Origin of the sequence: Pandoraea cepalis (assembly GCF_902459665.1) — a bacterium.
In the GTDB taxonomy this organism is placed as follows: domain Bacteria; phylum Pseudomonadota; class Gammaproteobacteria; order Burkholderiales; family Burkholderiaceae; genus Pandoraea; species Pandoraea cepalis.
The window spans coordinates 42,708-55,888 of record NZ_CABPSL010000027.1 but is presented as its reverse complement, the minus strand read 5'-3'; the positions used below and the strand labels follow the sequence as shown (position 1 = coordinate 55,888).

General features: G+C 64.0%; 13 protein-coding genes and 1 pseudogene. 3 read left to right on the top strand and 11 right to left on the bottom strand.

Annotated features, from left to right (window positions below; genetic code table 11):
* Nucleotides 1-32: 32 nt before the first annotated feature.
* Both PCE31106_RS22555 and PCE31106_RS22550 read right to left on the bottom strand, forming a co-directional pair.
* Nucleotides 33-1,067, bottom strand: a complete 1,035-nt coding sequence (locus PCE31106_RS22555) for a zinc-dependent alcohol dehydrogenase family protein (protein WP_150564746.1) — start codon at nt 1,065-1,067, stop codon at nt 33-35.
* Nucleotides 1,068-1,091: 24 nt separating this feature from the next.
* The gene (locus PCE31106_RS22550; RefSeq protein WP_150549882.1) at nt 1,092-1,934 is read right to left on the bottom strand and encodes a universal stress protein; all 843 of its coding nucleotides are present in this window, start codon (nt 1,932-1,934) and stop codon (nt 1,092-1,094) included.
* 230 nt (nt 1,935-2,164) lie between these two features.
* On the opposite strand from PCE31106_RS22550, the gene PCE31106_RS22545 reads away from it, so the two are divergent.
* Nucleotides 2,165-4,150: a PAS domain-containing sensor histidine kinase gene (locus PCE31106_RS22545; RefSeq protein ID WP_150564745.1), complete on the top strand. Its 1,986-nt coding sequence runs from the start codon at nt 2,165-2,167 to the stop codon at nt 4,148-4,150.
* 6 nt (nt 4,151-4,156) lie between these two features.
* Here PCE31106_RS22545 and PCE31106_RS22540 read toward each other — a convergent pair whose 3' ends face one another.
* The 6 genes and pseudogenes from PCE31106_RS22540 to PCE31106_RS22520 form a co-directional block, all read right to left on the bottom strand.
* Nucleotides 4,157-5,149, bottom strand: a complete 993-nt coding sequence (locus tag PCE31106_RS22540; protein WP_150564744.1) for a zinc-dependent alcohol dehydrogenase family protein — start codon at nt 5,147-5,149, stop codon at nt 4,157-4,159.
* A 36-nt stretch (nt 5,150-5,185) separates the two neighbouring features.
* A complete protein-coding gene (locus tag PCE31106_RS24665) occupies nt 5,186-5,560 on the bottom strand; it encodes a helix-turn-helix domain-containing protein (protein ID WP_437343845.1) in 375 nt (124 codons plus the stop codon).
* Nucleotides 5,561-5,593: 33 nt separating this feature from the next.
* A pseudogene (locus PCE31106_RS24660) lies at nt 5,594-5,974 on the bottom strand (cyclic nucleotide-binding domain-containing protein); the annotation flags it as partial.
* 151 nt (nt 5,975-6,125) lie between these two features.
* Nucleotides 6,126-6,770: a response regulator gene (locus tag PCE31106_RS22530; RefSeq protein ID WP_150549886.1), complete on the bottom strand. Its 645-nt coding sequence runs from the start codon at nt 6,768-6,770 to the stop codon at nt 6,126-6,128.
* Between the two features lie 164 nt (nt 6,771-6,934).
* The gene (locus tag PCE31106_RS22525) at nt 6,935-7,402 is read right to left on the bottom strand and encodes a universal stress protein (protein ID WP_150564743.1); all 468 of its coding nucleotides are present in this window, start codon (nt 7,400-7,402) and stop codon (nt 6,935-6,937) included.
* A gap of 4 nt (nt 7,403-7,406) precedes the next feature.
* Nucleotides 7,407-7,910, bottom strand: a complete 504-nt coding sequence (locus PCE31106_RS22520; protein WP_150549888.1) for a universal stress protein — start codon at nt 7,908-7,910, stop codon at nt 7,407-7,409.
* Nucleotides 7,911-8,195: 285 nt separating this feature from the next.
* On the opposite strand from PCE31106_RS22520, the gene PCE31106_RS22515 reads away from it, so the two are divergent.
* Nucleotides 8,196-9,650, top strand: a complete 1,455-nt coding sequence (locus PCE31106_RS22515; protein ID WP_150564742.1) for an MBL fold metallo-hydrolase RNA specificity domain-containing protein — start codon at nt 8,196-8,198, stop codon at nt 9,648-9,650.
* Nucleotides 9,640-9,939, top strand: coding sequence for a DUF1488 family protein (locus PCE31106_RS22510; protein ID WP_017234428.1), 300 nt, complete (start codon nt 9,640-9,642; stop codon nt 9,937-9,939). The genes PCE31106_RS22515 and PCE31106_RS22510 overlap by 11 nt, the downstream gene beginning before the upstream one ends.
* A gap of 56 nt (nt 9,940-9,995) precedes the next feature.
* On the opposite strand, the gene PCE31106_RS22505 is transcribed toward PCE31106_RS22510, so the two are convergent.
* The 3 genes from PCE31106_RS22505 to PCE31106_RS22495 are packed head-to-tail and all read right to left on the bottom strand — an operon-like array spanning nt 9,996 to nt 13,174.
* Nucleotides 9,996-11,024 (bottom strand): zinc-dependent alcohol dehydrogenase, encoded by a 1,029-nt coding sequence (locus tag PCE31106_RS22505; protein ID WP_150564741.1) that lies wholly within the window; start codon nt 11,022-11,024, stop codon nt 9,996-9,998.
* Nucleotides 11,025-11,076: 52 nt separating this feature from the next.
* Nucleotides 11,077-11,757, bottom strand: a complete 681-nt coding sequence (locus PCE31106_RS22500) for a DUF4286 family protein (RefSeq protein WP_150549891.1) — start codon at nt 11,755-11,757, stop codon at nt 11,077-11,079.
* A 37-nt stretch (nt 11,758-11,794) separates the two neighbouring features.
* Nucleotides 11,795-13,174: an MFS transporter gene (locus PCE31106_RS22495; RefSeq protein WP_150564740.1), complete on the bottom strand. Its 1,380-nt coding sequence runs from the start codon at nt 13,172-13,174 to the stop codon at nt 11,795-11,797.
* Nucleotides 13,175-13,181: the final 7 nt, after the last annotated feature.

The following is a 13,181-nucleotide window of genomic DNA, read 5'->3' as shown; positions in this document are numbered from 1 at the left end:
CGCCGCGCGCCGCGCGCCGCGCGCCGCGCGCCTCACGGCGAGATGATGACCTTTAGCGCATGCGTGTTCGCGGCGTCGCCAAATGTCCGGTACGCGTCGAGAATTTCGGCAAGCGAGAAGTGGTGGGTGATCAGCACGCTGGGAGAAAGGCGTCCCGATTGCACGGTCTTGAGCAACATCGGTGTTGCCGCCGTGTCGACCAACCGGGTCGTGATGCTGATGTTCCTGTCCCACAGCGACTCGAGATGTAAATCGACCTTGCTGCCGTGCACCCCGACATTCGCGATGACGCCTCCGGCGGCGACGATCGCCTGGCATAGCTCGAACGTCGCCGGCACGCCGACGGCTTCGATAGCTGTATCGACGCCGCGCCCGCCGGTCAGGTTCCGGATGGTCTCCTCGGCGGCTTGCCCGGGAGACAGCACCGTCGTGGCGCCGAGTCGCGTTGCCACTTCCAGCCGCGAGGCATCCGGATCGACAACGATCAGTTGCGCGGGCGTGAAGAACTGCGCGGTCAACAGCGCCGCAAGGCCGATCGGACCTGCGCCGACAATCGCCACACTGTCGCCCGGTTTGACTTTGCCGTTGAGCACGCCGCACTCGAATCCGGTCGGCAGAATATCGCTGAGCATGACCAGCGCATCGTCATCGATGCCCACAGGCGCATGGTAAAGACTGGTGTCGGCATGCGGCGTGCGGACATATTCGGCTTGTGTGCCGTCGATCCGATTGCCGAGAATCCAGCCACCGGCCGCGCAATGCGAATACATGCCACGTCGGCAAGCCTCGCACTTCCCACACGATGAAATGCACGAAATCAGCACGCGGTCGCCGGGCTTGAACGCGGTCACGGCGGTGCCTGTCTGAACGACCTCGCCTACCCCCTCATGTCCCAGGATTCTCCCAGGCTCCACCGTCGGCACGTCGCCCTTGAGAATATGCAGATCGGTACCGCATATCGTCGTCTTGGAAACGCGGACGATGGCGTCGGTTGGCGCGATCACCTCCGGCATGGGTCTGTCCTCCAGCGTGATTTGCTGTGGACCGTGGAATACCAGCGCTTTCATATCCGAACTCCGTATCACGTGGCATCAGTGCGACATCAGCACCGGCACCGTCATGGTTTCAAGTAGCGTGCGAGTCACCCCGCCGAGCACCCATTCCTGCATTCGCGAATGGCCGTAGCCCCCCATCACGATGAGGTCAATGCTCATGTCGGCCACACGGGAGAGCAAATCCTCTCCCACGGCAATGTCGTTGGCGCCGCGCTCGGGCGTGACGCGCACATTGACGCCATGACGGGCGAAGAACATCGCGATATCGAGCCCCGGGATCGGCCCAAGGACATCCGTTTTGCTTCCTCGACTGACGTGCATCACATGGACGGTCTTCGCCGCCTGCAAGAAGGGCATGGCGTCGGCCGCGGCGCGCGCCGCTTCGCGCCCGCCGTCCCACGCGACCAGGATGTTATTGAACGCACGCGGTACCTTGCCCGCATACGGCAAGATCAGGACAGGCCGACCAGCGGCGAGCACGACCGACTCGACGAATCCCATGGCCGGTATCGTTTCGGGGTCGCGTTGGTCTTCTTGGCCGACGATCACCAGATCCGCATAGCGCGCGTGGGTTTGCATCTCGCGAATCGTGTCGAATCGGGGCGCCAGCCATTCGGGACTGACGGCCTGACGGCGACATATCTCCATGAACATCTGCTCCGCTTGCTCGAGTCGCTTGGCGTCGCTCTCCGGCGACGACGGCGGCGGTACCCCCATGCCCCCAATATCGGTGACGTCGGAAAATAGCGGCATGTGGAACGGCAGGTAGATGCCCGTCAGGTGGGCCGGTAGCCGACAGGCAAAGTCCACGGCAAGCTCGACGCGTGCGCGGGATTGCTGACTGTTATCAACGTGAACAAGCAGCGTCCGGTAGGTCATGGTGACTCTCCAATGGGGGCGATCACCTTGTACTCTAGTTCGACGCCGGGCCCCCTCCGTTGACGCGGATCAAGGCCTGACTTGACGACGACGACGCTTTTACGTCCGCGGTCCGGGGTTTTGCGCTTGTCACGCGCGATGCCTTACGGATTGACGAGGATGGGAAAATTGCGCCAGCAGTGCTACAAAGACGGAATCCTCGGCATGAGAACCGACAGGGGGCAACGTACATGGCCAAATTGACGTTTCGTGGGGCAATACAATCGCTTTCGCAGCAGTCAGATGGCATCACCCTCGCCCTGCTGTGTTCGATCTGCCTCGCGCTTGCGGCATGGAACTGGGTCGCCGTACGCACCACCATGCAGGCTAACGTCGACGCGCGATTCGACTTGCGCACGACGGCCGCGACGGACAAGCTCGCGATCGCCCTCTCGGCTTATCGCGACACCTTGCATAGCGCACTCGACCGGCTGGCGATGGCGCCTCGGCCCGACGAAAACGCCTGGGGAGCGTATGCGCAAAACATGCGGGTGGCGGAGCGATTGCCCGGTCTGGTGAGCTTCGCCCGATGTCAGCGCACGGGCGACACCATCGAGCGTGTCGTCGCCTATACCATCGGCGACGACACCGTATTCGGTCCGAGCGGTTCGATGGCACTGCCAAGTGGTACAAATACAACAGGAAACCTCGTCACGAGGACATCGCCGACGACGGGGCGCGCGTATTGGATTTTCCTGTCCGACACCAGCCGCCCGTCGTTATGCGCGTACGCCGTTGCGGATATCGACGCGCTCGTACACGTTGCCATCGGGCCGCTTCTCCATGACATTGCGCTGACGGTAAGTACCCGGGACGGCGCGAACCAACCCATCCCCATCTTCGACAGCCTCTACCCTCGGGCGCCCGGCGAGCCCCGCCCCCGCGTCGGCTACCAAACGCAAGCGAGTCTGCCGTACGGGGAAAAACCTGCGCTGTTTCTCACCTTCACCGCGTCCAATGAATTCGCCTCGCTGCGCGGGGCCGGCGTGGCCAACTGGGCCCTTGGGCTGGGGCTCCTCATGACCGCAGTAACGACGTTCGCCTGGGCCCTCACCCTGCTGGCGCGACGTCACGCGCAACGGCACAGCGAACGCGACGCGGGGGACAAGCGACGCCGCGAAAGCCGCCTTTTCAGCGTGATCCAATCCGTGCGCGAGGCCATCATCACCGTCGATGATCAGCAACGGATTCAGATCTTCAATCCGACGGCGGAAAGCGTGTTCCGATGCAGCGCCATGGAAGCGATCGGCGAGCCGCTCGCGCGGTTCATCCCGGAGCGGTTTCGGGATGCACATCATCAGCATATCGAGCGTTTTGGCATGACCGGCGTGTCGGAGCGCCTGATGGGGCGAGGCAGGCCGCTCTGGGGACTGCGCTCGGACGGCGAGGAGTTTCCGATGGAAGCGTCGATTTCGCAAAGCGCCGACGCGGCCGGCAAGTTCTATACAGTGGTGTTGCGTGACGTGACCGAACAACGGCAAATTGCGAATGCCCTGCAAACGTCTCGCACTGAACTCGAAAAGCTCAATGCACGCCTCGAAGCGGTTCGGGAGGATGAAAAGCTACGGGTCGCCCGGGAGTTGCATGATGACCTGGGCCAACGGCTCACCGCCTTGAAAATGGACACGGCGCTGCTCAAGCGCGCCTTGGGCGATCAGGCCACCGTCAGCGGCGATGTCAAAAGAATCGAGCAATCCATCGACGGTATGGTCGCCGCAGTGCGCCAAATGGCCGCTGACCTGCGCCCTCCGATGCTCGATGATTTGGGGCTTGGTCCCGCGATCGAGTGGTACACCCGGGATTTTGCACGCCGGTATGGCGTGGACGTCGATTTTACGGAGGCACACAGTCTGCCCCCGATTCCCGCCCCGGTCGCAACGGCGCTATTCCGGATTGTTCAGGAGTCTCTCAACAACGTCGCAAAACACGCCAGGGCGACGTCGGTCACCATCGAATTATCATGCGATCGCGAATGCCGGCTTCGAATTTCCGACAACGGTCGCGGTCTGCCGCCAACGCGCCCGAAATCGGATTCACTCGGCTTCATCAGCATGCGTGAGCGGGCACGCTTGCTGGGCGGCACGCTGGAAGTCCGCAGCCCATCCGAGGGCGGAACGGTTGTCACCACCGTGATTCCCCTGGAGACGTCGGCACCGGTCCACTCGCGCGACGACTGAATCCGGCTATGGCGCGCGAATCTGGAGTACCGCGGCACCTGAAAAGGCGCCTCGACGCAGATCGCTCAAGGCGACATTCGCCTGTTCGAGCGGGTAGATTTTCGTCGTGACGTGCAACGGAATACGTTCGGCGAGCGCCAGAAACGTCAGCCCGTCGTCTCTCGTCAGATTGGCGACCGATCTGACCTGCCGCTCGCCCCAGATCAGGCGGTAGGGGAACGCCGGGATATCACTCATGTGGATGCCTGCGCACACGACGGTGCCGCCCCGATCCACGGCTGCAAGGGCTTGCGGGACAAGATCGCCGACCGGGGCAAAGAGGATCGCGGCATCCAGACGCTTGGGTGCCGGCGCGTCGCTCGCGCCTGCCCAGCAAGCTCCGTTGGCCAACGCAAAGGCCATCGCCGCTTCGTCGCCGGGGCGTGCGAAGGCATAGACTTCCCGTGATTGGGCTTGGGCGATCTGGGCAATCAGATGGGCGGCGGCACCGAAGCCGTACAGGCCGATCCGTCGTGCATCGCCTGCCATGCCGAGCGAGCGGTAGCCGATCAGCCCGGCACACAGCAGCGGCGCGGCGGTGGCGTCGTCGTAGCGCTCTGGCAACTTGAAGGTGAAGCGGGCTTCGGCCGCCGTGTATTCCGCATAACCACCGTTAAGCGTATACCCAGTGAAACGTGCGGCCTCGCATAGATTTTCCCGATGACTCTGGCAAAACCGGCAGTGTCCGCATGTCTCGCCTAGCCAAGGGACGCCGACCCGATTCCCGATCGCCAGTCCGCGAACCTCGGCGCCCAGTGCGGCCACCGTTCCGACAATCTCGTGCCCGGGGATGATCGTGTCGGGCACGTCCGGCAGGTCGCCATCCACCACATGGAGGTCGGTGCGACACACGCCGCACACGCTCACACGCACCAAGACCTGCGTGGGCCCCGGGACAGGAATCGGGATATCCACGAGCGTGAGCGTGCCGTCCCGCTTCGACATCTGCATTGCTCGCATACGTGCGTGCCAAGGAAACGGGGAAAAGAGACGCGGCTAATGCGACAGGGCCGCCATCTCACCCAGGCGCTTGGTATCGAGCAGCGTGATTTCGCGTTGCCTGACGCGCAGCGTATTCTGCGCCTGCATGCGCGAGAGCATTCGACTTACCGTTTCCAACTGCAGACCGAGGTAGCTGCCGATCTCCTCGCGCGTCATGCGCAGCAGGAACGAACTGGGGGAGTACCCGCGAGCGGCGAGCCGCGCCGAGACGTCGAGCAGGAAGCTGGCCAGCCTGGCTTCGCCGCGTGCGGTGCCCAGGCGCAGCAACTGGTTCTGCTCTCGCACAATGCCTGCCGCGATCAACCGATGCATCTGCCGCATGATCATGGGCACTTGTCCTGCAACGGCTTCCAGATCCGCGAACTTGATCGCGCAGACCTGGCTATCCTCCAGCGCCACCGCTTCCGACACCTGCCGGCCAAAGGCGATGGCGCCCAGCCCAAGCAGCTCCCCGCCCATCATGTACCCCGTGACTTGTTCCCGGCCATCCGGATGCATGATGACCGTTTTGAACGAGCCCGCACGCACGGCGTATAGATGCTCGAGAGGGTCGCCCGGTCGAAACAGCACTTCGGCGCGGCGAACGGTACGACGCACCCGGGTCACGCCGTCCAGACCGCGGGCAGATGCATCGGAAAGGCCTTCCGGCAGGCAAAGCTGACGCAGGAGGCAGGTGCTGCACCGGGGCACACCGTCATCGATATCGTTGAATGCCCGATGCACGCGAATACTCTGTGGGTAGGCCTCGGGGGCGGGATCGAGCGGGCGGAAGGAAGCATACATGGCGGACTCCGGTGGACTGGCCTGTGCAATCGACGCCTTCAGTATCGGAGACGGACACCGGAAAGAAAATAAGCGCGCGACGCGATCTTTTGTCAGCCGTGATGGCGCTCTGTAGGCCATGGCTGACAGACCGCGCTGTAAAACCGCGCGGTCAGAGGCTGTCCCGTAACAAATTGTGCTTGATCGCGTAATGGACCAGATCGGTCTGGCTCCTGAGGTCAAGCTTCTGCAGCACGCGAGCCTTGTAGGTGCTCACGGTCTTGGCGCTCACGCACAAGGTATTGCCGATATCGCTCACGCTCAGACCCCGGGCCAGCATCAGGAACACGTCGAATTCCCGGTCGGACAGGCGCCGGTAGCCCGGCGTGTCACCAGCGGCGCTTGCCAGGTCCTGTGCGATCCGCTCGGCCATCGCCAGGCTCAGATAAACGCCGCCGGCAACGACTTTCCTGACGGCCAGCACTAACTCTGACGGTGCGCTTTCCTTCGTCATATAACCGGCGGCTCCCGCTTTGAGGGCACGCACGGCGTACTGTTCTTCGCCGTGCATGGTGAGCACCAGAATCGCCAGGCGCGGAAATGATGCCTTGATCTGCACGATCAGGTCGATGCCGCTGCGTCCGGGCATCGAGAGATCCAGCAGAAGCACATCACAGGGCGTCTGCTCAAGCAGCGCCATCGCCTGCGCGCCATTCGCGGCCTCGCCTACGATCTCGAGGTTCTCGCTGCCGGCCAGGATGCGCTGCAACCCGGCCCTTACCAGCGTGTGATCGTCCGCTACGATGATGCGAGTCATGCGCCGGCCTCTGCGTCGCTTTGTGCATTTGGAGGTATCGCCTTCGCGATACGCGGGTGTATGAGATCGCACATCCGTCTGGCCGATTTTACACGCTCGGCTCGTTTGCGCACATTGCCTCGCGCAATGATGCCCGTGCGACCTCGCCAGGCGCGACCGAAGTCTCACGACACCGCATTGCCCGCCTCGGCCGCCGTCGGCGGAATGAGGATGACAGGGCGCTGCGCCTGTCTCGCGCAGTTCTCCGCCACACTCCCCAACGCCATACGTTGAACACCGCGCCGGCCGTGCGTGCCGATGACGATCACATCGGCCTGGTCTTCGTCGGCCGCCACGTTGATCTGGTGCGCGACATCGCCCCCGAGCGGCAGGAGTTCCCGGATCTCTACGTCACCGTCAACGCCGTCCCCCTTGAGCCGCTGGGTGGCCGTATCGCGAATCGCTTTGCCCTGCAGCCGCATCGCTTCGATAAACGGAAACGGATCGGCATCGGCTACGTAGGCCACTGGAATGTCCACGACAAACACGACATGCAGGTGAGCGTTGCGCGCCTTGGCGAGCGCCAGCGCATAATCAAAAGCCTTATCCGACGTGGGGCTGCCGTCGATGGCGACCAGAATGCGTTTCAACATGATCTCACCCCTGCTCGGCGTCGGTTGCGGCCGTGGACGGGCCCTGCGGCGATGGGGCGGGCCCGGTCACCAACATGACCGGTCGATGCGTTTGCCGAAGCACTTGCTCGGCAACGCTGCCCATCAAGAGCCGCCGCACGCCCTTGCGTCCGTGCGTGCCGAGCACCAGGAGATCGGCATGCCACCGCTCGGCTTCCCGAATGATGGCGTCGGCAATCGTGCCGCCCCATGCGCGCAGATCGATGGAGCGTGTGTCGGCCTGGATCCCTTCTTCACGCAGCGTCTTGTAGGTATCGCTCAACGTCTGCTGGTTCTCGGAAATCAAGGCGTCGCGGACCGCTTCGAGATCGATATGGGAAGCGAACGCGGCCTGATAGTGGGCGAAAGGGTCGTCGATCACATTTACTGCCCGAACGACGTCGTCGGGCATCGCGAATCGGATGGCTTCATGCAAGGCGCGCCAAGACGTCTCGCTACCGTCCGTGGCAAGTAGTATTCGATGAGACATTGCGTCGTCCTCAGTAGCGTCAACCGGTGAACTCGACGACAGGTCGGGGAACAGCGAGCGCGAAAAACGCGGTAGCAGCGAGGTTCGCGCGCGGGTCGAGTCAACCGTCTGCCATCGTGACGATTACACGGTAGCGGCAGTTAAGCGAACGGTGAGCGAACGCGAACACGGTCCTTGATACACATCAACGTCCACGGCCACGTCGGAGGAGGATCCGGCGCCGGAGGACTATTCTGCCAATACCGGGCGCCGTGTTGCCGCCCGGCCAATGTGCGAGGTGTGTTCATGCAGTTGCGCTTCTTGGGGGCCGCCGGCACCGTGACCGGTTCCAAGACCCTGCTTTCGGCCGCCGGCAGGCAAGTTCTGATCGACTGCGGCGCCTTTCAGGGTGTGAAGAATTTGCGCGCTCGCAACTGGGCGGCGCCCGCGTTCGACGTCGAGCGACTCGACGCCGTGGTACTCACGCACGCCCATATCGACCACAGCGGCTACCTGCCTGTGCTCGCGCGGTACGGTTACAAAGGTCCGGTCTATTGCACGTCCGCCACCCGCGATTTATGTGAGATTCTGCTGCTCGACAGTGCGCGACTCGAGGAGGAACAGGCGGCGTTCGTGAACCGTCACGGAAAGTCGAAACACCAGCCTGCGCTCCCGCTGTTCACCGCTGAAGACGCACACCGTGCGATCGCGCTGCTCAAGCCGCTGCCATTTGATACGCCGTTTCAAGTGTCCCCCGAGATCACGCTGCACTTCTGGCATGCCGGCCATATTCTGGGCGCGGCGATGGCGCAGTTCAATGTCGGTACCCGGAAGTTGCTGTTTTCAGGCGATCTGGGACGGCAGGACGATCCGATCATGCTGCCCCCGGCAGTCCCCGAGTCACCGGATTTCCTGGTGTTGGAGTCGACGTATGGGGATCGGCTGCACGACCGGACCGATCCCGGCGCGCAACTGGCGGAAATTCTGAACCGAACGTTCGCCCGGGGGGGCACCGTGATCGTGCCGGCGTTTGCCGTTGGTCGTGTGCAGAGCCTGCTTTACTGGATTGCGAAGCAGAAGGCGTCCGGTGGCATTCCGGACGTGCCGGTCTATCTCGACAGCCCCATGGCGATCAACGTCACGAAGACTTACTCGGCCCATCAGACCGATCATCGCTTGAATCATGTCGAATGCGCGGAGATGTGCGGCGCGGCGACGTTCGTCACCGGTGTCGAGCAGTCGAAATGGCTCGATACCCGCGCCGTCCCCCTGGTCATCATTGCGGGCAGCGGCATGGCCACCGGGGGGCGCGTGCTGCACCACCTCAAGGCGATGGCAGGCGACTGGCGCAACACCGTGCTCTTTACTGGCTTCCAGGCGCCCGGCACCCGCGGCGCGACCCTGGTCGGCGGCGGCGAAGTCAAGATTTTTGGCGAGTACGTTCACGTGGGCGCCGAAGTCGTGCAACTCGACACGCTGTCCGCTCACGCCGACTACCAGGAGACGCTCGCCTGGCTTTCGAAATTCGACAAACCGGTCCGGCACATCTTTCTCAATCATGGCGAGCCGGCCGCGTCCGATAGCCTTCGCCGGCGGATTGCGGAGCGCCTCGGCTGGCCTTGCCATGTCGTGGAACCGATGGAACAGGCTTACCTGGAGGGAGACGAAGCCATTCCTGGCCACACACCCGCCGCGACCGGCGCGTCCGACGATCGCCATCGCAGCCCGCGCGCATCCGAGGAGTTGGGTCATGAAGATTGAGTTTCCGCACGTCGCGCCGGCCTATAACGGCGACGACCTGACGATCGAGTTCGCGGCCGATCTTAACCACAAGCGTGTATTGTGTGCCATCTCCGCCGAGGCGCTGGAGGATCACTTTGGCGCGAAATCGTGCAACGTCGACGATCTGATGGCCGCATTCCGAGCGAATCGACCGGCCATCGAGAAAATGACCGAGCGCTACCTCGGACTCTGCCTCGGCGCGCCGGTCTTGTTGCGCAGCGGCCATTTCCGCTGGGGCATGGAGTGTCCGCCGTCTCGGGATGGCTAGCGTGCCCGAATCACGGTCGCACGCGCGACGACGTCGCGCACTCAGGCCGCCCTGCGTCAGGGAACGAGCACGATCTTGGATCCGATCTTCCGGCGCGCCATCTCGAATCCCTCGACCGCTTGCGCGAGCGGTAGCCGGTGCGTGACCATCGGTGCCAGCGAGGCATGATTCGCGATAAGGAAGTCGCGCACCTCTTGCCAGGTCGCGCGTGACGCACGGTAGGTCCCACGAATCTGATGGCGCATCCGTACCAGCTTCGCGCCGTCGAAGCTGATGGGCTTGCCGTGAATCCCGCACACGACAAATATGCCCGACGGACGCAGCACATCGAGCCCGGCCTGCACCGCCGCGCCGACCCCCGTCGCTTCGATCACGACGTCGTATTCGCTGCTGCCCAACATCGCGCGCATGGCGCCTTCTTGCGCACCGTCGAGATCCAGTGTCGCGTCGATGCCGAGCGCGCGCGCCGTTGCGAGGCGCTCGGCGTCGTTATGTCCGACGATCGCCACCTGTGCGCCGCGGGCCTTCGCCAGCACCGCGATCGCCTGACCGATCGTCCCGGGGCCCATCACCAGCACGCGCTCACCTGCACTCACTTCCGCCGTCTTGACCGCCGACAGCCCAATGGACAAGGGCTCCGCGAGCGATGCGACACCCGCATCCATCTCCGCCGGGAACGTCAGGCAATTGGCGGCCGGCACCCGTACGCGCGGCGCAAAGGCACCGTCGCGCAGCATGCCGATGCCCCGACGGTCGCGGCAATCATCGAGGCGACCGGCGACGCAGTGCTCGCAGCCGCCGCATTCGACAGAGGGGATGACGAAGACGGCATCGCCGACGCGCAGCGTGTGGACGTCGGCACCGAGCGTTGCGACGCGGCCCGCGAATTCGTGGCCGAGCGTCACCGGGAACGCGCCTCGCAGGAAATCGTAGCCACCCGACCAGTCGTAGATGTGAACGTCGCTGCCGCAGATTCCAGCGGCGGTCACGTCGACAATGACCTCTTGCGCGCTTGGCTGTTCGGGTTCGGGAACATCGCGCCACTCAAGACCGAAGGCGGCGGTCGCTTTTTGCAGGGCTTTCATAGAGGAACTCCGGAAATCATCGTTCATTGCCATTGCCACTGCCGACGGCGCGTCAGCGGGCGCGGCGTAGCGAGTCGTCGACATCTGCGTGACCAATCGCAAAAATCAGTGAATACACGTCGGCGGTGGGAGGCGCCGAGACCGACAGCGCGTCGTTCACCAAGGCACGAATCGCCGCGCTCAAGGTGCCTGCAGCCTGCAGGTCTTCCGTCTCGACGAGCAGGACGTGCGTAGGCATCTCAGACGCCGTCCAGCGAGCGAACGCACTCGGCTGCGCCGCGAAGACCGCGCCCAGGTGGGCGGCGACCGCGCCGTCGAGCGCGGCGCAGGCGGTCGTCAACTCGGCTACGGCGGGTGCCGCCGGTGCCACGGCGCGAATTCGGACGCACGCGAGCGCCCCCCCGGTGCCGCTTCCCGCCGAGCCGAGTGTGCGGCACGGCGCCCGCAGAACGTGGGTCAGCGTGTCGCGCATATTGGCAGACCACGGTGTCGGCGCATCGATCACGTTCAGATAGGCTTGCGACTCGAAGACTTCGGGAGCCGTCACGCCATAGGCGGTGAAATATTCCCGTTGCCCCGACGCAGCGTGCCGGTAGCGTCGCCCTTCGATGAAGCCGTCGATGCCGACGCGTTCCGGCACATGCTCGCGCATGTGCCAGCGGTTGTATTCCTGCGCATGCTGGGGCGCAACGTCATTCCAGAGCGCCAGAAACGCCGGGCCGGGAAATACCATGAGTCGTTTGTCCAGTTGTCAATAAAGGGCAGCGCGTTCAGCGCGTTACGGGCGTTACGGGCGTCAGCACCGGTACCGGCTCGCGCCGGAGCGGTGGCATCGCAAACATGCAGCAGGCGGCAAGCAAGGCGGGAATACCGACGATCAGGAACAGCACGGGGTACGCCATGCCTGAGCCGAGCAATACACCGCCGATGCTGGAGCCCAGCATCGAGCCGAAGCGACCGATGCCCGTCGCCCAGGCCACGCCCGTGGCGCGGTTCGCCGTTGGGTAATACGTCGCCGCAAGGCCGTTGAGGCCAACCTGCGTGCCACTGATGCAGACACCCGCCAGGTACACGAGCGGCGCTAGCACGGCAACTTTGCCGAATGTCTGGCCGACACAAATCACGGTGACGAAGGCCACGGCATAGGCCACGCCCAGCACGCGTGTCGGCTTGGCGCTGTCCATGACGCGTCCCAGCAGCAACCCGCCGGTCGTACCGCCGATAGACCACAGCGCGGTGATGAGTGCCGCGTTGCGCATGGAGCCACCGGCGTTGGTGATGATGGTCGGCAGCCAGCTTGCCATCAAGTACAGCACCGACAGTCCCATGAAGAAGGCCGCCCACAACAGCAACGTGCCGCGCGCATAAGGCGCCACCAGCAACTCGCGCACCGGCGAGCGGCTCGGCTTCGTCTCGAGGGCGACGAAGGTCGTCTGCAACGTCACGTCATTGGGCGCGATTCGGCGTCCAAGCGCGCGGAGGCGCTCCTGCTCATGCGGGCGGCGCAGCGCGAGAAAACGCATTGACTCGGGCAGCAGCGCCCACAAGACCGGCAACAACAACAGCGGCAACACCCCACCCACGAGCACCATGGCATGCCAGCCGTGCCGCTCGATGATCTGCGAGGCCACCACGCCGCCGAAGGCGGACCCCATCGAGTTGCCGCACATCATCAGGGTGATGATGGACAGCTTGCGCTTGCCCGACGCGTACTCGGCCGTGAGCGTGACGGCGGCAGGCGAAGCTCCCCCGATGCCCGCGCCGGCGACGAAGCGCAGGATCGACAGTTCGGTAACGTTCGTTGCGAACAGTGTCGCCAACGTCGCCAGGCCGAAGGTGGCGACCGACGCGAGCAGCACGAACCGGCGACCGCGCCGGTCCGCCAGCGGTCCGAACACCAGCGAGCCGGCCATCATGCCGAGCAGCGCCGACAGGAAGATCGGTGAGAGTTGCGCCACCGAAAGGCCCCATTCGCGCCGCACGGAAGGCGCGATGTAAGCCGCCAGTCCGATGTCGATGCCGTCAATGGCGACAATCAGAAAGCACAGGGCGACAACGCGCCACTGCAGCCGCGACATTCGGCGTCCATCGAGGAACGACTGAAGATCGAGCGCCGAATGGGCGTTGGGGAGGTGAGTAGTGTTTGGCATGCGAGTT

Bases quoted from the DNA above. Each gene is read 5' to 3' on its own strand.
- PCE31106_RS22555 (WP_150564746.1), bottom strand. From the start codon at position 1,067: ATGAAAGCGCTGGTATTCCACGGTCCACAGCAAATCACGCTGGAGGAC.
- PCE31106_RS22495 (WP_150564740.1), bottom strand. From the start codon at position 13,174: ATGCCAAACACTACTCACCTCCCCAACGCCCATTCGGCGCTCGATCTT.
- PCE31106_RS22520 (WP_150549888.1), bottom strand. From the start codon at position 7,910: ATGTCTCATCGAATACTACTTGCCACGGACGGTAGCGAGACGTCTTGG.
- PCE31106_RS22540 (WP_150564744.1), bottom strand. From the start codon at position 5,149: ATGCGAGCAATGCAGATGTCGAAGCGGGACGGCACGCTCACGCTCGTG.
- PCE31106_RS22550 (WP_150549882.1), bottom strand. From the start codon at position 1,934: ATGACCTACCGGACGCTGCTTGTTCACGTTGATAACAGTCAGCAATCC.
- PCE31106_RS22510 (WP_017234428.1), top strand. From the start codon at position 9,640: ATGAAGATTGAGTTTCCGCACGTCGCGCCGGCCTATAACGGCGACGAC.
- PCE31106_RS22505 (WP_150564741.1), bottom strand. From the start codon at position 11,024: ATGAAAGCCCTGCAAAAAGCGACCGCCGCCTTCGGTCTTGAGTGGCGC.
- PCE31106_RS22500 (WP_150549891.1), bottom strand. From the start codon at position 11,757: ATGGTATTTCCCGGCCCGGCGTTTCTGGCGCTCTGGAATGACGTTGCG.
- PCE31106_RS22545 (WP_150564745.1), top strand. From the start codon at position 2,165: ATGGCCAAATTGACGTTTCGTGGGGCAATACAATCGCTTTCGCAGCAG.
- PCE31106_RS22515 (WP_150564742.1), top strand. From the start codon at position 8,196: ATGCAGTTGCGCTTCTTGGGGGCCGCCGGCACCGTGACCGGTTCCAAG.
- PCE31106_RS22530 (WP_150549886.1), bottom strand. From the start codon at position 6,770: ATGACTCGCATCATCGTAGCGGACGATCACACGCTGGTAAGGGCCGGG.
- PCE31106_RS22525 (WP_150564743.1), bottom strand. From the start codon at position 7,402: ATGTTGAAACGCATTCTGGTCGCCATCGACGGCAGCCCCACGTCGGAT.